The sequence below is a fragment of the Bradyrhizobium sp. 155 genome (genome assembly GCF_023101105.1).
Lineage (GTDB): Bacteria > Pseudomonadota > Alphaproteobacteria > Rhizobiales > Xanthobacteraceae > Bradyrhizobium > Bradyrhizobium canariense_D.
Genome location: NZ_CP064704.1, coordinates 7,333,424 through 7,353,459, shown reverse-complemented (window position 1 = coordinate 7,353,459; position 20,036 = coordinate 7,333,424). Strand labels below are relative to the sequence as shown.

Below are 20,036 nucleotides of genomic sequence, written 5' to 3'. Positions count from 1 at the left end.
ATGAAGCGGTTTCTGCCTAAGACCTTTTCATGTCCGCAGACACGTTGCCGATGACGACGCTTTGCCCCAACCAAACGCAACAAATGTGGCGTCGAATCGAGAGCGATCGGCGGCTGTTCTTCCCGCGAGCGCGTTCGCGCCCTTTTCCTGAGATCCCGATGCGATGTGCCGCTCCTGCCCAGTATCCGAAATGGTGGTGACCGGGTCGAGCGGTGACGTCAGCGTTGCCATCATTGAACCAAAGAGGGGTTTCCTTTTGCTTGCGAGTCGGTTGTCCGCGAGGCAATATGCAAGCGAAATCAGGGGGCATAGTTTGTTGTGAAGGGCCGGCGTCGGCAAATTCACGGGGAACGAGATAGCGTGCCTGGCGGCTCAGTTCAGGTGGCAGTTCCGGTTCATGACGACGTTCGGGGCAACTAACGGCGACAACTTTTCTCGCCCGACCAGGTCCAGTGAGGCTGCCTCCGGCATCGCCGAGTTGGTGCGAGAAGGCGTCCGCAAAGCCCGAGAAAAGCTGATCGACCTCAGCATGCGTAATACCATGCTGAACTTTCGTCATTCGGAGACATCGGCAAAGCACGTTCGCATCGTCGACGAGGATTTGGCGCTACTGATCGGAGCCTTGGCCTCAGGCAAGTCCCTCGATGTCATTCCGATACCGCCCGTAGAGCAGGTTCCTCGGGACGAGGAGACCGACGATTTCCGAGCCGCCCTGAAGACGGCTAAGGAGACCGATCCCGACTGGTTGGCCGCTGAAGATGCGCGTCGCGCTGCAGGAAACCGCCGCCGGGCGAAAGACAAGGTCGCCGAAAGAGCTCTCCGCGATCGTGTGCGTGCGAAGCTCGGAATGCCGGAGTGGCGGGTCGCGACCGATGCGCGAGCAAGAGCTCGGGAGCTCGGAATCGACCCATCGTACGATCTGCCGCCGTCCAAACGTTCCACGCAAAAGCACCATGCAGACAACACTCTCCAGACACTCTTTTTCCCGGATCGCCTGGAGCCGAAGCTGGCCAGCATCCACAGTGCCGCGCGCGCGCTCCAGGAGGATGCCGGACTAAGCGCGCTATACTTCGCGGTCGGTTTCCTCGAATGGTACGAACAGGACGATTCGACAGATCCAGCCTATGCGCCTCTCGTCTTGTTGCCAGTCAACATGGAGAAGCGCATCGCGAGCGGCGAGTACGTCTACTCCATCGCAGGGCGGGACGACGACGAAGCGAGCAATGTCGCGCTTCGCGAAAAGCTGAAGCGCTTCGCAATAGATCTGCCCGAATACGATCCAGAGGTCGGAATTGAAGCTTATCTTTCCGGCGTAGCCGCCTGCCTCACCAACAAACCTCGATGGAAGGTTCGGCGCTTCGCGACCGTTGGGCTCTTTTCGTTTGCCCGGCAGGCGATGTGGAGCGATCTCGACTCGGCTCGATGGCCGGCCGACTCGCGTCCAGAGACTCACGAATTGCTGGGGCAAGTCTACGGCGATGTGGCCGGCGAGCACGGCGACAACGTCGCTGCAGTCTACGACGTCGACCAGCCAGAGCTCGAGTCCCAAGCCCCCGCGTTGGTCATCGATGCCGACGCCTCGCAGCTCAGCGCCGTAATCGACGCCACAAGCGGGAAGAACCTCGTCATTCAGGGGCCGCCAGGCACTGGCAAGTCGCAGGCGATCACCAACATCATCGCCAACGCTCTTTGGCACGGCAAGACGGTCTTGTTCGTCTCCGAAAAGATGGCCGCGCTGAAGGTCGTCAAGGATCGGCTCGACCATATGGGCCTCGGTCTCTATTGCCTTGAAGTGCACTCGGCAAAAGCTTCGAAGGCGTCGGTCCTCAAATCGATACGCGAGCGTATGGAAACTCCGCGCGGCGTCGCGAACGTCCAGGAGGTCGAGAGCGCCCGCGAAGCTCTTCGCCAGGCACGACAGCGTCTCACCGAATATGCGAGTCTGATCAACAGCCCGGCCGGCACTACCGGCCTCAGCGTGCATCAGGTCCTTTGGGGCGATTTCACCAGAGCCGGTGAAGAGCCTGCACCTCCAAGACCGACAACACAGTTCCGATTTCCGGAGCCATTGGGCATCGACCGCTTTAAGCTCGCCGAACTCGTAGGACTAGGCAAGGCTTTGGACGATTGGGCGACAGGGATGGGCTCCGCCGCCGAGCCTGAGCATCAGCCTTGGCGGGGCGTCGGCAACCTCAACCTGAACCGCTTCGATCGCACCAAGGCCGTAGAAGTCGTGGCGGGTTGGGGCGACGCGCTGAGGCAACTACTACAGCACGTCGAGGCACTCGCCGGCGCGACGTCGTGGGAAGGCCTAAATTCGCCGGCCGACGCCTCCGCGGCCGCGACGATCGTTTCCGATCTGCCCACAGCCCCAGCGGACGTCGAGGAGAAGTTGCTCACCCTCGCGACCGGCGAATCGGCTCGCAAGTCGCTCGACGATTGGGTCGATCGCTGCATAAGAGCCCACGATCTCGAACTGCAGGTCGACGGAATTTGCTCCAAGCAGGCGCTCGAAACCAACGGTGAAGCCGTCGGGCCGCTGCTCGAGCGGGCGACGGCTCTCGAAGTAGCCACTCTGTCGGTCGAAGAGATATCGAAGGCTCTCGAAGCGGCGAGACAATCCGCAGCCAGACTTGGTTCCCTGGTTCGATTGATGGCGGACCTGCTCAGTGCGGCCAGCCGTGATCCGAATGCGCCTTCTGACGTCAAGTCAGAGGCGATGGCCGCGGGCTACCTTCTCGTCGTTCCCAAGATCCGGCAGGACAATCTTCGCTATCGCTCGCAGACACTCACGGCGGAAGCGGTGATCGACGATCTGGGTTTTGCCGAAGAGCTTGCCGGCGAGGTCAAATCCGCGGCGGCCGAAGCAAGCTTCTCGGAGCAGGCCACGACGAGCCTTGCTGACTCGATTCCATCCGTGGCCGAACTGCGTCGGGCTGCAGGAACGTTTCGCTCTACTGGATTCTTCGGCAAAATCTTCGGAGGAGAATGGCGGGCTGCGCGCTCCGTCTGCCGCCAGACCTTTCCGGACGAACCCAAGCTTCCTCCGGTCGATGCCGCAAAACGGCTGATCGCCGCGGCGCTGTGGAAGGATCGGCTGCAGCGGTTGGAGGAATGCGCCGAAGCAAAAGTTGCTGCCGGTCGTCACTGGAAAGGGGCTGAAACCCCGTTCGGCCGCCTTATAGAAGTGTCGGAATGGATGCGGTCGGTCCAAAAAGTGACTCCTCTCGGCGAGTCAGGTGCACGAGAATTGCGCCGGCTGGCGTTCGAAGGCGGCTCCGACGAATTCGCGATGCTCGTCCGCTTCGCGGAAGCCGCCGGCAGCTTGAATCTCGTCGATGCGTTCCAGACAGCGTTCGCTGCGCGATCCACGATCAACGCCGAGGCCGATCGCTACGAGGCTCGCGCGTCAGCCCTCGATTCGATCGTCACGACCAGTCAGAAGTTCGGAATTCAGGCCAGCCAGCCAGTGGCCTCTCTTCCGAAGGCCCTGCAGATGCAGACAGAGGCCAAGGTCCTCCGGCAGCAAATGGCCGCAGATGTGATGGCCACGAACGCCTGCGCGTCGATGACCGCGGGATCTGAATTGGAGCGCGCCGGGCGTGTTCGAGCGACAACTCGCTTCGTCGAAGGGGTGCAGTCGATGCAACTCCCTGCTTCTGTCACACGCTGTCTCCTACAGGAAGGCTACGGCGGCCGATCGTCCAGCTTGAAGCGCACCGCGGATGATCTGAAGGCCGCGATCGCCGACGTCGACCGGGCTGCCGGGGAGGCGGATGAACTCCTCAAGATTCGAGCCGAGGAATGGTGCGGCGCCCCTTGGAGAGTTGTGCCGATCCGGACGCAATTGCAGAAGTGCGGGCGAGCGTCACAGGCTCCCGATGCTCTCGAAAAGCAGATCGCATTGCTGTCGACGGAGCTCGAAGCCGCAAGCCTTGGTTTGGGCGACCTTATCCGTTGCTGGCCGACGGAAGGACTTCGCTATTCGGGCGTCGCCATCGCCGTCGAAGCCGCATTCTATCGCTCGGCTGCGGAGAAGCTCATGAGGGAGCATCCCGTCCTGACGCGGCATGCCGGGAACACTCACGAGCAGGTGCGCAAGCGGTTCCAGGACCTGGATCGCGAGATACTTCAACTGAATCGCAAGATGGTCGCGGCCCAGCTTCGCGCTCGGTCGATTCCGCCGGGTCGACGCGCAGGTTCGACGCGCGACTACACCGATAATGAAATGTTGACGCACCAAACCGGACTGCAGCAACCGCGGATCGCACTGCGCCGACTGTTCTCAAACGCAGGACCCGCTATTCGTGCGTACACGCCCTGCGTGATGATGAGCCCGATGTCTGTAGCGCAGTATCTCGAGCCTGGCCGGCATAGCTTCGATCTACTCGTGATCGACGAGGCCTCGCAGATGCGCCCCGAGGACGCGCTGGGTGCGATGCTGCGTTGCAGGCAGGCCGTGATCGTGGGGGATCCCGAACAATTGCCGCCCACGGACTTTTTCAGCGCGTCGGATGACCCGAGCGACGAGAAGGTCGAGGATGCTCCCGAAGAATCGATCCTAGAGCTTGGTCGTCGCTGCTGGCATCCGATGCGGATGCTGGAAGTTCACTATCGCTCGCGACACCAAAGCCTGATCGCATATTCGAACCACGAGTTCTACGGCGACCGACTTCTGGTGTATCCAAGTCCGGTGCTCGATGATCCGGACTACGGAGTTTCGTGCCGAAAGATCGATGGAGACTACGAGGTCGGCCAGGGCCGGAATCCCAAGGAGGCCCGAGCAATCGTAGAGGAGGCGGCGGAACTGATGCGAACGCGGGCCGACCGCTCGATCGGCATCGTCGCGATGAATCAGGCGCAGCGAGATCTCATCGAGACCTTGATGGACGAGCGAGCCACTTCGGATCCGGACGTCCAAGCGTACCGTGAGAAGTGGGCCGACAGTCTGGAAGACTTTTTCGTCAAGAATCTGGAGAACGTGCAAGGTGACGAACGCGACGTCATATTGATTTCGACGGTCTACGGACCCACGGCCGAGGGTGTTTTTCGGCAGAACTTCGGCCCTTTGAACCGCGCGTATGGTCATCGGCGACTCAACGTGCTGTTCACTCGAGCGAAACGCAAACTCACGGTCTTCACTTCGCTCGACCCCGGTCGCATCGTCGCGGACGGAAATCGCCGCGGAGTTCGAGTTCTGAAGGAGTTTCTCGAATATGCGGATCGCGGCACCTTTACGCCGGGACGCGGCACCGGAGAGGAGCCCGGCAGTGATTTCGAGCGATGGTTCCTGTCGCGCCTGAAGTCCGCGAGCTATGAAGCTCATCCTCAAGTCGGCGTGGCAGGGTATCGGATCGACATAGGAGTAGTGCACCCCGACAAGCCAGGTAGTTACATCCTGGGTGTCGAGTGCGATGGTGCGACCTACCATTCCTCGAAGTCGGCGCGGGACCGCGATCGTCTGCGGCAGGATGTTCTTGAGGGCCTCAACTGGCGGATCTATCGGGTCTGGTCGACCGATTGGTACCGCGACCCTGAACGGGAGTTTGATCGGTTGATCCAGCAAATTGAGCGGCTTCGAGTCTAGGAGCTGGACCGCGTACACTCGTAGTCATCTGTCCGCATTGCCTTCGGAGCGGCCTTCAACGATGGAAGCGGCTATGATCGAGAAGCCGAGATCCAATCGACGCGACCCAAGGTCATGTAGACGATGGCACCGCGCTGGGCGCCCAGTACGTGCAGGTATTGACCTAACTGCTCTCTGTAGGCGGACCGATCGGCTTCCTTCGGCGCTATGTCGCTCTTCCAATCGAATACGATCCTGCCGCCATCCGTGGTTTGCGCAACCGCGTCGGCTCGTCCACCAATCAACCGGTTTGCGCTCGCAGGAGCCGATCCGTAGATCGGCACTTCCGCAGTGAGCGTTTTCCGGAACGGCTCGATTTCCGGAAGTCGGATTGTCTGCAGGGCCGTCTCCGCGAGTTCGTCCGCATCCAATGGGTTGCCGAAAGAGCCTTGCGTCGCCAACTGCTCGGCAAGAGTCCTGGCCCTCGACGCGATTGCCTCGATCGCTTCATCGAGTTCCCCGCTCACCAGCTCTTCCATCAGCTTGTGGAGGAGGACACCACGCGTGCGCCCGCCTTCGATCGAAACCGATGGCTGGAGAGGCTCTTCACCGAAGGAGTTCGAGATCTGGAGCGGGATTACATCCGGATCTCCATCACTCGGTCGGATCCAACGAATGGGCTGAGAAGCCTGTTCCACACTCGATTGCTCGGCGGCAAATACCTCGGCTGTCTGCCGATTTTCCGTCGAGCTCGGCGGGACGACTTTCGTCCTGGGCATACGACCGAGGTTCAGCTCGGGTACGTCGCCCAACTTCAAGTCCATGAGCTTGGCCCATGATGCATCGTTGCTCCAGCTAAACTCAGGAACAATCAGCATCTCCATCGCACGGGTGCAGGCAACGTACAGCAGCCGCAGGTTCTCGTTCTGCTTTTCGACGTTCTCGGCCCGAAGGGCGTCTTCCAGAGTTGGCGGTACCACCTGACCGAGCGCCCAGTGCAGGCTCTCGTCCTTCCGTCGATAGACGAAGGTTTCGGCCCGACGCGGCATGGACGCGCGGTTGATCGGAATGACGACCGGCCATTCGAGACCTTTGGACGAATGCACCGTGACTATCTCTATCGAGTTGCCGTCAGCCTCGACCATGCCTTCCGGATGGCCGGATTCGTTGGACCATTCGTCGTCGATGTCTGCGGCGAACTGAGCCAACCCGCGCACGCCATAGCTCCGGGCGCGCTCCAGAAGCCCATCAATGTTCGCAAGGGATCGTACGGCTTGATCGGCGCTCCGTGCCGTCACGATCGCGCGCGCACGAAGGCGCTCGACGGCTTCCGTCAGAAGGAGCGCCGGGGTCGTTCGGTGCACGCGCCGTCGCAGATCCCGCAAAACGGTCAGCACTTCACGTGCCACCTCGTTCTTTACGAGAGCGGGATCGGTACGTAGGGAGAGTCTGGCAAGGCGCTCCTCCTCGTCGAGCGAAGGCAAGCTGTGCGTGATGTCCAGTAATTCCTGCTCCGTGAGGCCGACCAGAGGCCCGCGAAGCAGCGCGCCCAGAGCCAGGGTGTCGTGCGGATCGGCCAACGTGCGCACCAGAGCCACGAAATCCTGGGCCTCTTGTCTTCGGAACAGGTTCTTGCCCGCCTGGGACGCGAACGGTAGACCCGCTTCTTCGAGGGCTCTTTCGTACCGCCAAAGATCCGTCGAAACCGGCGCCAGCAGCGCGATGTCCCCCGGCGTCAGGCGTCGGGTGTCTCCGTTGTTCAACTTCAGCTCGAGATTTCCGATCAGGCGAGCGCAGACCTCGGCGACCACGGACGCTTCTTCGTCCCTCGAACTGTCGACTCGCGTTTCGGGCGGAAGCTGGATGGACACCTTTGCGACGCAGGGGAAGCCGTGTTCGGCTTCGCGTCGGGTGCTTCGCAGGGCCACATAGCCGGCTTCCTGTGCGGAAAGTCTCTCCTGGAAGCAGCGGTTGACGTGCTCGAGGATCTGACCACGCGATCGAAAGTTGGAAGTGACCCGGAGGATGCTGTCCGGAAACTGCTCCTCGACCGCTCGCCGGACCGTAAGATAGGTAGCAAGGTCGGCGCCCCGGAAACGATAGATGGCCTGCTTAGGGTCGCCGACGAGGAAAAGCTGGCCCGGATTCAGCCGTCGCCTGTGCCAAACCTCCGTATCGTCTCCGGAACCACAGAGCAGAAACAGCACCTCCGCTTGCACCGGGTCCGTGTCCTGAAATTCATCCACGAGTATGCGGACGAACCGTCCGGCGGCCGCCTGGCGCACCCCCGGATAAGCGCGGAGGACATCGCGGCAGGTAAACAGGAGATCGTCGAAATCGAGCACGGCCGCCCGCTTCTTGAATGCTTCGTAATCCGCCAAGACGCCGTCCAGTTCGGCCGAGAAGGTGCTGATAAGGGCCGTCGCAATGCGCCCCATCAACGCGCTATAGGCCGCGCGGCAACGCGCGTAGTGCTCCTCGGCCTGGTCGGCGAGACGATCGCCCGCCTCTCTGCCCATGGCTTTTCGCCACATCGACCGCCGCCGGTATTCCCGCAGGTCGAACGAGTCTTTGCGCATGATCGGCAGCGGAGGCGGGTGCGCGAGGCCCCATAGACGCTCGAAGCCAGGCAGGGGATCGAAGCGTCGCTCGAAGTGGGAAACCATGGTCTCAAGTGCCGCCACCTCCGGATCCGCCTCGCGTGGTGCGCCGACATGATCGCACCAGCGTCTGAACTCCCGGACGCTCTCGGTGAAATCCAGGTCGGCGTTCGGATCGAGATCCGGTTGCAACGGGCGGGCCGTGCGGTAGCGCCTACGGAACTTCGCGAAATTCCGCAGGAGCGCTTCGGCGCCCCTCGGATCCCTGCGCGCCACCGAGGCGATCGGATCATCATCCGGACAAGTCCCATCTAGGCGATTGCGCCACCACTGATCGAATATGGAATCGAAGGCGAAATCCGCCTGGTCCGCATCGAGAATCTCAGCGCCGGGGTCGATCCCTGCTTCGACCGAATAAGTCGCCAGAAGGTCGCGACAGAAGCCGTGGATGGTCGAACACACCAATTGGTCGAATTGTACGGCTGCGGCGCGCAGAGCCGTGCCTTGCGCCGCGCTCGGTCCGTTCGGCAGACAGATGCGAAGTTCCTCCGGCACGCGGCCATCGATCAAACACTCGAGATAATCCGCAATGCGCTGGCGCAGTTCGCCGGCTGCGAGCTCGGTGAACGTGATTGCCGCAATGGACCGTGGATCAATACCCGAGGCCAGAAGCATGACGACACGCCCCGCCAACAAAGATGTCTTGCCCGTGCCGGCCGCCGCTTCGACGATCTGGGTCGAAGCGATTTCCGTCAGTGCTCTGAAGCGTTCGCCTCCGTCCGCGATCGTGGTCATGGCGCGCTCCAAAACCGCGAAACGGCGGAGCCGACGTTACCGTAGGCGAGACGCTTGCGTCTCTCGTACCCGGGCGAGGCAGGCAGCGCCAAGCGCAGATCGTTCGAGCGTTCGAAGGCGAGACGACCGGGGATCGCAGTGCCAAGCCTGAGCAGGGCGACTGCTTCGTTGATGAATGCGCTTATCTGATCGATCGCGCCCTCGAGATCCTGAAGCTTCAGCGCAAGGGGGTCTCCGCCCAGATAGAGCAGCCTTGCCACGATCTGCGGTTCACCCTCCAGCAGTTGGCGGCAGGCAAGCCCGTACAGGGCTCGCTGCAGTTCGGAGCCTCCGGCGATGACGATTCGGCCCGGGTTCTTCGGAGGTGAGCCGGTCTTGTAATCCGTGACGCGTACCGCGGCGAGGTCGTGCCGCAAATCCAGACGATCGATCGTGCCGCGCAATCTCACAGGCGTATTCGGAACGACGACCATCCTCGTGGGGTCCCAGGGCAATTCCCGGTCTGCGACAAATCCGTCGGGCTGTCCAAACGGCACCTCCGTCCAGCTACGCGTCCCTGCTTCGGAAATCTCCTTTCGCAACAGAGCAACAAGAGCCACGGAAGCTGCAAGATCGACCGTGTTGCCCCAGAGCAGTCTCGGAGGGACGGGCCGTTGGAGGGGCCAGGTCTCGCGAACGAACCGAACGGCGGCGGCGAGCGCCTCTTCGGTCTCGCTGTCGGATGCCTTCGCATAACCAGGGTTCGGCTCGAGCGTGTCCACGGTCCGGCGCAACAGCTCGTGAACCAGCTTGCCGAAATCCAGCGCCGAAATCGAAAGCGGCTGCTCGCGCGGTTCGGGCGCATCCCAGCCCAGTCCGTATCGCCAGACGAAGCCCAACGGGTCCTGGAGGAGCCGGCGGAGCGAGGTCGCCGATTGTACGCGCTCGATGGCCGCCAGGACGAGCGGATGATCCGCGCCGAATTGCCCGTCGTGCGGCGTAAGCTGTTCGACGTGCCAGTTGCGCCAACAGGACTGGGCAGCGCGGATCCTATCCACGCCGGTCCCGTCTGCCGGTCGGGCCATCAACCGATCCGCCTCGCTGAATGCGTGTTCCGGGATGCGAGCGCGCGACAGGGCGGTCTCTGGACGGCCTTGCAGCAATGGGCTTCGGCCTACTCGGCTGCCTTGGGTGCTGCGACGGCTGCGAGACAATACCGCGCTGCCCGATGCGGCTCCGAGTATCACATTGAAGTGCCTGCGGTCCGCCCGACCGACGGGATCGGCATCGAACTCGTCCGCGGGAAGCACGTGTCCCGGCAAGACCGGATCCTCACCGGTGTTTCTCGGCCAGCTTCTGTTCGTGAGACCTAGTAGCCGTACATGTGCCCTGGGCGCGGCCGCCAGGTCACGCGCGGTGCACCAGACGATCGAGTCGGCGGCATCGGTCTCCGCCGCGAGCCGGACGTTGCGAAGCGAGAGTTCGAGCGCGTCGGCCGGCGCCGAGCGGGTCGACGCTTCCCAAATCTGAAGCGAGCGCCCGCGCAGGAACAGCTCGGCGGCCTTGTCTGAAGCCGAGGGACCTTGCGCGAGCGTTTCGAGAACCGGCAGCACGGCGCACGCCGTATCGAGCGAACTGTCGTTGAGAATCGCGTCGGAGAGCGCCCGCCGCCAATCCTCCACGCTGGACAAGGCCGCGCCTCGGGGAAGTGCCGTCAGCCACCCTATGGGCAGTCGATCCAGTCCGAGCCCCTGGCCGGCCGACAGCGACATCAGCCGACGGACGCGCCGCTGGCTCAGGCCGCGCAGCAGTAGATCGGCTAACGCGGCACAGCGCTGGCCGTCGACTGTGGCGAGGGCCGGAATACCGTGCGCGAAGTGCAACCGCAGTCTGGCGTCGGCTGCAAGCGCAAGGAAGTGATCGTCCCAAGGAGCGGTCGCGGTGGACGCGATTGCGATTTCGCAGGGCTTCGCGGCGCCGGATGCGATCAGATGTCGCGCCCAGCGGAGGCTTTCGACCACCTCGTGGCGCGGATCGGCGCAGGAGACCACGCTCACCTCCGCCGACCGGGAGGGCGGCGCAACAGTGGTGATGGTCCCGGAGAACCATTCGGTTTCCGCATCCCGAGGAGCGACCCAATCCACTTGGACGATGTTCTCAAGAGCTTGGATCAGGGGGCGCCAGACCGGTTGAAGGAAGGAAAGCCCTTCGAGACGCACGGTGCCGACGAGCTTCGGGGCGTACCGGATCCGTTGGAGCGCCGCATCGCGCAGGTTCCGCGTGGTCAGCACCGCCTTCGGCATCGACCGCTTGACCCGCTCCTCGATCAGTGTCAGTTCGCGGATTCGGCCGCCGGCCGCTCTTCCATGAAGATCGAGGTCGGCATCCCAGAGCTTGCGGAGTGCGCGTGCGACCGCCCGGGACGTCCCGGGGAGCCGCCGAACAGGCTCGAGTTCGACGAAGCCGCCTTCGTCGAGTGCGAGCCGGACAGCCGGATCCAGCAGCTCGGCCGTGACGGGAATGGTGAATCCGCCCGCAAGCCTCGCCGCGAGCTGCGGCAGGCTCAGGATCTGAATCCCACATTCGTTTGCACGCGCGGCATGGGCGCGACGCATCCCCGGCGCTACCGAGCCGTCCACCACGACAGTTCGCAACTCGATCCGGCCCGCTATGGTCACGGCGCTATCCCTTCACGGCAGCGAGATTCAAGGATTCGGGGACAAAGGCAAGCTCTTGAGGCCCGAGCGGGGTCGAGCCACCGCGTCCATAAGGTTGGCTGTCCACCTCGGCGCGGAGCAATCCAGCCGCTCTTCTTCGCAGGCCGACGGCGAGTCCTTGGATCCCGACACAGCGCGGTAGCCGCTGCCGCCCAGACGTGGCAAATAGTTTCCCGCTACGCCTTCCGCCGCCCGAATGAGCCGGTCGTGAAGGATTGGCGGAGGGGCCTTGGCAAGATTCGAATCCTTTGAAAAAGTACAGGGGCGCGTCAGAGCTGCGCTCGGCCGCAACGTCCGCGAGCTGAGGCTCTCTCTGCGGCTGTCCCAGGCCCATCTCGCCGATCGAGCCGGAACTCGTCGGGCGCTCGTCAGCGACATCGAACGCGGCGAGACGAACGCGACTCTCGACACAATCGTGCGGATCGCGCGGGTGTTGCGGGTCGAAGCGCACCAGCTGCTCAATCCGCAGTCGAGGTCCGAGACCGAGGAATAGAGCCGAACAGTTTGGTTGGCATCGAACGATGTACATCTAATGATGCCCCTGCGGAGCATTGACTCATGTTCTGTCCGCTATAGCGTACAGCTAAATTGAGTGCACGAGTCAACATCTTTCGGGCTCGAAGCCGGCGTGACGCCCAGCGCTATACGAGCGCGTCCAAAGGACCGATGAACCATCGAGAAGTTTCACGTCTCCGAAATGTATTCAGGAGAGAGACATGCGCCCCCATCAATTCCGTCACAGGGCTGCCCGTGCGTTCTTTATCCATCCCAAATGCGAAATGGCCATCGCGGTGCGCGATCCGCTCCTGCTCCATGCGCTGCAGCAGGCCGCTCTCGACCGCTCCGTGCGGGCGATCCATCAGCAAGTTGGTCCCGAGATCGAATGTCCGCAAGTCTCGCTGGCCGGCGTGGTCCTGGACCGCTGGGACGGCAGCTTCCTTCTTGAGGTGCACGAGATCCGACCCGAGCGCAGCGCAGAGCAGGCGGCCAGACTCGAGTTCGTTCTCAAGCGCCATGGGCTTCGCCTGCTCGAACGCGACGCGACGGACATCCGGCAGGAGCCGCTATTCTCGAACGTGCGCCTCGCGTGGTCGTTCGCGCGCTATCATGTGCCGATCACTGACAGGCTGAGAATAGCTCTCGCCCTGGAAGACGGCGGTCCTCAGTCAGTCCTCGAGGTGGAAGAGCGCGCTCGCCCGACGTGCGACACTTTGGCGGCGGTCTGTGCCCTGGCGTGCCAAGATCTGGTCGGGATCAACATCAGCCGCGATCCGCTGGGACCGAGAACGATCGTATTTGCTCGGTAGCGGACTTCGCGGAATCAAGAAGCCGCGCTCGGGCCTTGGAGAGAGACATGCATAGCGGCACCCTCAATTCCAGAGTGTCCAATGGAGGCACGAGGCGCAGCGATGTGTCCGGTAGCGAGAGACATGGATCGGCAACTCGGGCAATAGGGGCTGTCGCATGCTTTTGGTAACCATCGAAGTGGTACCCGGGGGCTTCGAACCTATGAGCCGGAAGATCGCATCGATCCGGATCTCGAACCTGTCGAACCTTCACCAAATTTCGGATTATCAAGTCGAAGCCACGGAGAACGCGAATCCTTTGGCAGGCACGCCGCTTCGGACGACGGAATGCATGGTGAGGAACCACAACCGTCGTCAAAGCGTCTGGGCTCTGCTGCTGCGCGCTTGCGACGAGATCGTTCGGGCGGATCTCGAAAATTCGTAAGGGCCGCCTCTACCGGTCCTCTCCCTTCGCGGCGCCGGAGAGGGGACACAGCCATCATATGCCGTTCCGACGAGACGTTCGTTAGGCATGCGCGAAAAAAGAGCGGAATGCCTCCTTGTAGGTGCGACATTTTGGTTGAATTTCGAGTTGTTCGGCAACCGAGCCTTCGCGATGAACCGGGCCGGCGACGTTATGAACAACTCAGAAAGATAAGGAAGCATTCCTATGAGCAGCGCCTCCGCCCGGTCGACATCGTTACACGGCTCGCGCGTGGCACGAATTCATCGCGCATACGATACCGGATACATCAACGGAAGGTGATGGGTCACCCATCACGTTCGCGTTGGTCACGCCATTCGGAACGGCACGGAGCACGACATCATTTCCGCGGCCTCCATGAGCGACTGTCGGGAGCTGCTGAAGAGGGTCGATCTCCGGATATACGGACAAGCGCATGAGGGCCGCGATTTCATGATCGGCAGGACGCGCGACTTGACCAATGCAAAGGGGCCCGGACCGTTGATGCCCGGTCACCGCACGCGGGAAAATGTGAAGCTTCGAACCAAACTTCGTTCTTGAAGTCCGAGTTACGAAAGTCGGCGAGGGCGAGCCTCGGAGCTGGTGCACGCGGCCGTGGAAGCGGTTGGGAAGGCGGTTCCGTCGGGCCGTAGTGGCGACAACTGTTCATAAACCATTCGCATCAACGAAGATGAAGCCTCATCGCGAAGAATTCAGGTGGACTGGCAGCCGCGGCTTCGTCACCCGCGGGCTCCTCCGGACAGACTAGTTATTAGCCATTCGGGCAGATTGCCGACGTGACGGCGATCCGAATGATCGATTGGAACATCATATTTACCTGGGTTGTGCGATTCGCTTCGTACCACCTATCGATCAAGTGCGCACTCAGGGCGCCGTTCAATCCACCGGGAGCCGCATGCGGGAAATAGTCGCGGAATTCCATACCCGAATGGCGCGTTTCGACAGCGGTGAGCGATTTCCGCTCGTGCTCGACAAACGCGGCATTCCCCTGTGCGATCCGGCTCTGTATCTGGCAAACGAGCGCGAGCTCGCCGTCAACACGCTCGACAGCAAGGCGCGCACGATTGCCATGGTGCACAACTTCCTGCGGGCCTACGGCATCGATCTTCGTGCACGCTTGGCCGACGGTCATGTCCTGGACTATGCGGAAACGTCTGCGCTGCGACATTACATCAGGACGGTCGGAAGTCGCTCGCGGATGATCGAGGCGAGACGAAACCCGGAGCATTCGAAGCGTGCGGCCAAGGGAAGGGAAATAGTCGCAGGTCAAGAATGGCATCGCAGACGCCTGCGTGCGGCCGACTATCTCGGATGGCTTGTGGACCGCGTGAAGACCGAGCTCAGAGTCGCGCCGCATCAGTCGATCAGGATCGAAAAAGAGCTCGCAAAGGCCGTGCTGATCATTTCCGACGGGGCTGGTCCGGCCACGGCCGGAGATCAAGCCGCGCTTTCGCCGGAACAGTGGCCTATCCTGCTCGAAGCAATCCGTCCGGGTTCGGGTACAAATCCGTTTGCCGAGCGACATCAGTTCCGAAACTTCGCGCTGATTGCGACGTATTGGGAGAACGGGCTGCGACGGTCGGAAGCTATGGGGCTGCAGGTCGAGGACCTGTCCGCCGCCGGGGATCAGCCCACGCTCAAGCTGGTGTATAGGCCAGACGACCCCGACGAGACGCGGGCGAGGCCACCAGGTCTGAAGACCATGCCCAGAGCGGTACCCATCACCCCGATCCTGCACGGAGTGTTGTGGGAGTACATCAACCTGCATCGTCGCCAAATCCCCAGCAACAAAGGCCACAAGGACGCGATGCGGCGGTTGAGATCCAACCCCTTCATCTTCGTCAGCTCGCGAGGATCTCCTTTGTCGCTGTCGAGCGTGCAGAAGATATTCGACACGCTGCGCATGCGTACGGCGGGCCTGCCGGTGAACCTTTCGCCGCATGCTCTCCGGCGAACCTGGAACGACATGTTCACCGAAATGCGCGGCGAAAGCCTCGGACCGCGGGAGACCGAGTTGCGGGAGTTTCTGATGGGGTGGGTTCGCGGTAGCCCCCAAACCGCGCGCTATGCGCGAGGCTCCACGCAGCGCGAAGCGCATCAAGCGATTGTCGAAATGCAGCAACAATGGATGAGCCGTTGGGAGGCACTCCGAAATGAATCCTGAGACTGTGAAGGACGTGGCGGGACGCGACGTCCATTGCTCCGGCCCCATCTGGCGGCTGAACACAGCCGGCGCGCCCATCGTCCTCGATTGGCACAAGCTGGCCCGCCTTCCCGAACCGGTGCGGAATGCTGCGCGCACCTATGCGCAGTACCGCATTCCACTCTGGGCTCCCCCTAGTCTCGACGGTCTGTTCCGCATGTACCAGTTGCTTGTCAGGTGCCCGTGCTTCGATGGAGCCTTCGACGGCACCGTCACGATGCGGGCGTTCGAAGAACTCCGTTCGGACCCTAGGGTCAGTGTTCCGCAGCTGACCCGATACCGAGCATGGTACAGATGGGCGGCGATCCTGGAGTTACCAGGCTTCGATCCGGACGTCGCAGGCGTGCTGGAGGCTATCACGATCCGGAAAAATTCGGACAACAGGCCGGCGCGAAAGAAGGGACTCGAAAAAGGGCCGCTCACCGATGGCGAACGAGACGAGCTCCTGAACAAGACGCTGGATGCATCCGATGAGGAGCTGCCTCTGACAGAGCGGGTCGCGGTGCTGCTCTCCATGGGCCTTGGGCCGAACTCCGGTCCGCTTTCCCTGCTCCAGGTAGGGGACTACAGCGTACGGACCTCCGGGGGAACGAGCTATCATCTGCTGCAGGTGCCACGCCACAAGAAGCGACTTGCGAAAGAGCGCGCTGCGTTCCGACCGCGTCAGATCGAGCGCTCGTGGGCGAAGCACCTCGAGCGTCTGATCGAACTCAACCGGGCGACGGCGAACGAGGCCTGCGGGCAGCAGCGGCCCGAGGGGGTCGCGATACCGATCTTCATGCGCTCGCGCCCTCGAACGGACCTGCAGCCGGCCATGCGCGAGTACCTGCTTCATCTGACCCCGCGCGAGTTCTCCAGGCTCCTGCAGAACGCCGCCGACCGGCTGGGCGCGACGTCGCGCCTTGGCGAAGAGCTTCGGCTCAATGCCCGTCGCTTGCGGAGCACGTTCGCCACGAACCTGATCGCCGATGGCAAGCCGAAGCGGGTCGTGGCCGACGCACTCGACCATCTGACAACGAAGACGGTGGATCATTACGAGTTCGAGGATTATCGTCTGGCCGGAAGCCTCGATACGGGCGTGGGCGGTGCGATGCAGGTGGTCGCCGAGGCGTTTTTGGGGAAGAAGCTTGCCGATAAGTCGAGCGAAGCCGCGCGCGGCAGGCCGCCGTCATCGCGGATTCCCTTCTTCGACAAGGAACGCGAGCGGGGAGAAGATCTCGGCAACTGCGGCAGCGATGGCGCCTGCCGTCGGGCGGCTCCGCTCGCCTGCTATAGCTGCCGCGAATTCGAGCCGTGGATCGACGCGCCGCACGAGCGTCTTCTCGCCAGCTTGAAGGAAGACCGGGACCGCCGGCGTTCGGCCGGGATGCACCCGCGTATCGTCGGGCTTCAGGACCGCTCGATCCAGGCCATAAGCGAAGTCGTCGAGACCATCCAGATTGCAAAGGGATTGGGGACCCAGGCGCCATGAAGCGAAGCAAATCGACCATCGCGCTGAACCCGCATCTTATGCGGGCCGAGTGCCGCGCCAATCTGGCGCTTCTCGAAAGGGCCGCGCGCAACAGCATCGCCTTCGGCGCGGACCTTAGATTTGACGACGATGTCTGGCGGATACAGGAGGACGCCGCCGACCGGAGGATGTGTCAGCTGTGGTTCAAGGTCGATCCCGAGGGCGACGCGCCAAAGAACGTAGGGCAGCGGGAGCGCCTGCGGGAGCCTTTCGCCACCTTCCTCAAGTCGATCATCCGGCTGGCCGAGGTCGCCAAGCACAAGAAGGGAAAGTCCTACACGCCTCTACTGAGAGCGGGTCGGTACCTTTACGCTCAGCTCGAACGTCGCGGTCACGATCCGGCCCTGTTGACGGCCAGGGACTTCCGGCAGGCGGAAGCCGCCGCTCCCCCGAAATCGCGCTTCACCATCGCTCAGAATCTCTTCACGATTTCCGAGGTGGTCCGGAAGTACCGGTTGAGCGAAGCCATTTTCAAATACAAACCGACGACGAAGGCCCCCAACTACGATCGCCGTCGGCTCGACGTGAAGATCGATCCGGCGAAGCTGCCGAGCAAGGCTGCGCTGGCAGCCCTGCCCGAGATCGCGCGGACGGTCACGGACGCGTCGGACACATGCATGATGCGAGCCATCGAGTTGCTGCATTGCGCCCCGTGGCGCATCGGGGAATTGTTTTCCCTGCCGGAGCACTGCGAAATTGTCACTTCGGTCGATGGCAGGCCGCTCACGGTGGCCGACCTCGAGAGCGGGACCATGCCGGTCCGCTACGGACTCCGGTATAGACCCGAGAAGAGCCCGGGCTTGTCCTCCGACATCAAGTGGATCCCATCCAATGCCGTTCCGCTGGTTCGCCGCGCTTTGAAGGATCTGCGGGAGCACACGGTCGAGGCACGCAAAATCGCCGCCTATATGGAAGAGCATCCCGGCCGGGCTTGGCTGCCCGAGCGCTTTCGCGCACAAGAGCGTCTGAGCTTGCAAGACGTCGCGGATGTCCTGCAATGCACGGGCAAGGAAGCCCGCCACTGGTTGCGCACCTACCGGATTCCCGTGGATCCCGCGCACGTTGTTCGAGACGAGTTCGAGGCGGGGCTGTCGACGACACGGAGCGCCAGGGCGATCGAGAAGGCGCTGGTCGCCAGTGCCCGCCAGCTATTGTCGGGGGATCGGACCAGCCGCCGGTTCGAGATCGGACTGCTTAGGCCCGTCATTCCTGTGCGGGATCTGCCTAGGTGGCTGAGAATGAAACAGATCCCCGTGCGGCCGGCCACCATCGCGCGCAGCGATCTGGAGGCGCTGTTGCTGTCGATGAACAAGAACGTCTCACCGGGGTTCCCGTGGAAACTCTCGGAGTGCCTGTTCGTGTTTCCGAAGTGGTTCTTTTTCAGGAAGCGGCGATCCTTGCTTCCCGTGGTCTGTTTGATGGACTCGGACCAATTGCGGTTTTTCCTCACCGGTCACGAGTCTCAGAGCGTCTTCGAGCGCCACGATTTCAAGGAGGACGATGGAAAGCCGATCCACGTCACGAGTCACATGTTCCGCCGGTGGCTCGCCACGCTGGCCCTGGACGGTGAAATATCGGCGGCCGAGGTGCGGAACTGGCTCGGTCAATCATCGGACCGCTGGCTGCCGGCCTACGATTACCGGACCCCGGATCAACTCGGGCGGGAAGCGCGCGAGGCCATCGGGGAGGGATTCGGGATTGGCCCGATAGCGGAGATCGCGCGCTCTTTCAAGGGACCGAGAGACCGCGACACCTTCCTGGAGGCGGTGCTGGCGACCGCCCACGTCACCGAATACGGAATGTGCGCGCGCGACTGGTTGTCTAGTCCTTGCGTGCGGCACGGCGCGTGCGCGGCCTGCGAGAAGCAGTTGATCCGCAAGGGCGATGCGCAGCATCGCGAGAGCATCGCCCGCAACCTGCGGGAGAACCGCATCCTGCTGGCGCGCGCAGACGCGGAGGCCGAGGAGGGGCAGAGGGGAGCCGGCAATCATGCGCGGCATCTGGCGCGGGAGATCGCCGCCCTCGAGGCGACCATAGCCGTGCACGACGATCCGTCCATCCCGGACGGGAGCTACGTCCAGTTGGACCTGCCGGCGCTGATCGCCGAGGCGGAGGCCGCAACATGAGCGGCGCGACGGGCGGGCGGGCGCGACGGCATTTCCGCTCCAGCAAGCGGCTGACGGACGATGACGTCAAGCTCATCACGAGTGATCTGGAGAACTGGCCGAAGCCGAAGATCACCTGGAGCGCGGTGGTCGTGCGGGTCGCGGCGCTGCTCAAGCCGCGTCGGTTCAGCCGGCAGGCGCTCGAGGCCAACCCGGACATCCACGGCGCCTACCTCGGAGTAAAGAAGCGGCTCCGCGACGGCCTTCCGTCGGCGAAGCGGAAGCCTCTCGCCGAGCGGCTTACGGAGCTGCAGGAAGAGAACCGGATGCTGCGCGCCGCCAACGACGCTCTGAACGAAAAGTTCGTGACCTGGCTCTTCAACGCCGAAGACAACGGAATCCGGGAGCACCAGCTCAACGAGCCGCTGCCGGACGCGCGCCGCCGCAGCGACATCAAGGACGAGGACCTGAAGCGCAGGCAGCAGAAGAAGGACAGTCAGCTGGCGCGGCATGCCGGCGCCGAGGGGCGCGCTCAAGCCTAACCCTAGGGCAAAGCACCACGCAAAAGGCCGGAAGCCTGCAGGCTTCCGGCCTTTTGCGTGGTGCGGACGGCTATTGGAATACCTTACAAATCAGCGGTGAGAGATAGCAGTGAGCACTAGGTCCATAGTGCTCACCGATTTTGTAATGAAAAGCCGGAGAGCTCGATTTTTCTAGCCTCTCGAAACTGCCTCGCGGAATTCTGTAACCTTTCATTTTGTAAAGTTACGGTTGCCCCCGCAAACTGGTGG

10 protein-coding genes are annotated in these 20,036 nt (G+C 62.5%); 8 read left to right on the top strand and 2 right to left on the bottom strand.

Annotated features, from left to right (window positions below):
• The first annotated feature begins 397 nt into the window (after window positions 1-397).
• Window positions 398-5,587 (top strand): DUF4011 domain-containing protein, encoded by a 5,190-nt coding sequence (locus IVA93_RS34925; RefSeq protein WP_247789546.1) that lies wholly within the window; start codon window positions 398-400, stop codon window positions 5,585-5,587.
• Window positions 5,588-5,658: 71 nt separating this feature from the next.
• Here the strand turns inward: IVA93_RS34925 and IVA93_RS34920 are convergent, their stop codons facing one another.
• Entirely contained in the window at window positions 5,659-8,961 is a 3,303-nt protein-coding gene (locus tag IVA93_RS34920; RefSeq protein WP_247542913.1) for a UvrD-helicase domain-containing protein, read from the bottom strand.
• Window positions 8,958-11,618: a PD-(D/E)XK nuclease family protein gene (locus tag IVA93_RS34915; protein ID WP_247542914.1), complete on the bottom strand. Its 2,661-nt coding sequence runs from the start codon at window positions 11,616-11,618 to the stop codon at window positions 8,958-8,960. The genes IVA93_RS34920 and IVA93_RS34915 overlap by 4 nt, the downstream gene beginning before the upstream one ends.
• Window positions 11,619-11,886: 268 nt before the next feature.
• Here IVA93_RS34915 and relB point away from each other — a divergent pair, with 268 nt between their 5' ends.
• From relB to IVA93_RS34880, 7 genes are all read left to right on the top strand, one after another.
• Complete coding sequence (relB, locus tag IVA93_RS34910; protein ID WP_247456588.1) at window positions 11,887-12,150, top strand: type II toxin-antitoxin system RelB family anti-toxin; 264 nt, start codon at window positions 11,887-11,889, stop codon at window positions 12,148-12,150.
• A 286-nt stretch (window positions 12,151-12,436) separates the two neighbouring features.
• Entirely contained in the window at window positions 12,437-12,964 is a 528-nt protein-coding gene (locus IVA93_RS34905; protein WP_247456587.1) for a hypothetical protein, read from the top strand.
• Between the two features lie 157 nt (window positions 12,965-13,121).
• Window positions 13,122-13,388 carry a hypothetical protein gene (locus tag IVA93_RS34900; protein ID WP_247456586.1) on the top strand — a complete coding sequence of 89 codons (267 nt, stop codon included), beginning with the start codon at window positions 13,122-13,124 and terminating at the stop codon, window positions 13,386-13,388.
• 967 nt (window positions 13,389-14,355) lie between these two features.
• Window positions 14,356-15,591, top strand: coding sequence for a tyrosine-type recombinase/integrase (locus IVA93_RS34895; protein ID WP_247456585.1), 1,236 nt, complete (start codon window positions 14,356-14,358; stop codon window positions 15,589-15,591).
• 4 nt (window positions 15,592-15,595) lie between these two features.
• Window positions 15,596-17,101: a site-specific integrase gene (locus tag IVA93_RS34890; protein ID WP_247456584.1), complete on the top strand. Its 1,506-nt coding sequence runs from the start codon at window positions 15,596-15,598 to the stop codon at window positions 17,099-17,101.
• The gene (locus IVA93_RS34885; RefSeq protein ID WP_247456583.1) at window positions 17,098-19,266 is read left to right on the top strand and encodes a hypothetical protein; all 2,169 of its coding nucleotides are present in this window, start codon (window positions 17,098-17,100) and stop codon (window positions 19,264-19,266) included. Before IVA93_RS34890 ends, IVA93_RS34885 begins: the two co-directional genes overlap by 4 nt.
• Window positions 19,263-19,787, top strand: a complete 525-nt coding sequence (locus IVA93_RS34880; RefSeq protein WP_247456582.1) for a hypothetical protein — start codon at window positions 19,263-19,265, stop codon at window positions 19,785-19,787. The genes IVA93_RS34885 and IVA93_RS34880 overlap by 4 nt, the downstream gene beginning before the upstream one ends.
• Window positions 19,788-20,036: the final 249 nt, after the last annotated feature.

Coding starts and splice junctions, on each gene's coding strand:
- IVA93_RS34925 (WP_247789546.1), top strand. CDS start 398: ATGACGACGTTCGGGGCAACTAACGGCGACAACTTTTCTCGCCCGACC.
- IVA93_RS34920 (WP_247542913.1), bottom strand. CDS start 8,961: ATGACCACGATCGCGGACGGAGGCGAACGCTTCAGAGCACTGACGGAA.
- IVA93_RS34905 (WP_247456587.1), top strand. CDS start 12,437: ATGGCCATCGCGGTGCGCGATCCGCTCCTGCTCCATGCGCTGCAGCAG.
- IVA93_RS34900 (WP_247456586.1), top strand. CDS start 13,122: ATGCTTTTGGTAACCATCGAAGTGGTACCCGGGGGCTTCGAACCTATG.
- IVA93_RS34895 (WP_247456585.1), top strand. CDS start 14,356: ATGGCGCGTTTCGACAGCGGTGAGCGATTTCCGCTCGTGCTCGACAAA.
- IVA93_RS34885 (WP_247456583.1), top strand. CDS start 17,098: ATGAAGCGAAGCAAATCGACCATCGCGCTGAACCCGCATCTTATGCGG.
- IVA93_RS34880 (WP_247456582.1), top strand. CDS start 19,263: ATGAGCGGCGCGACGGGCGGGCGGGCGCGACGGCATTTCCGCTCCAGC.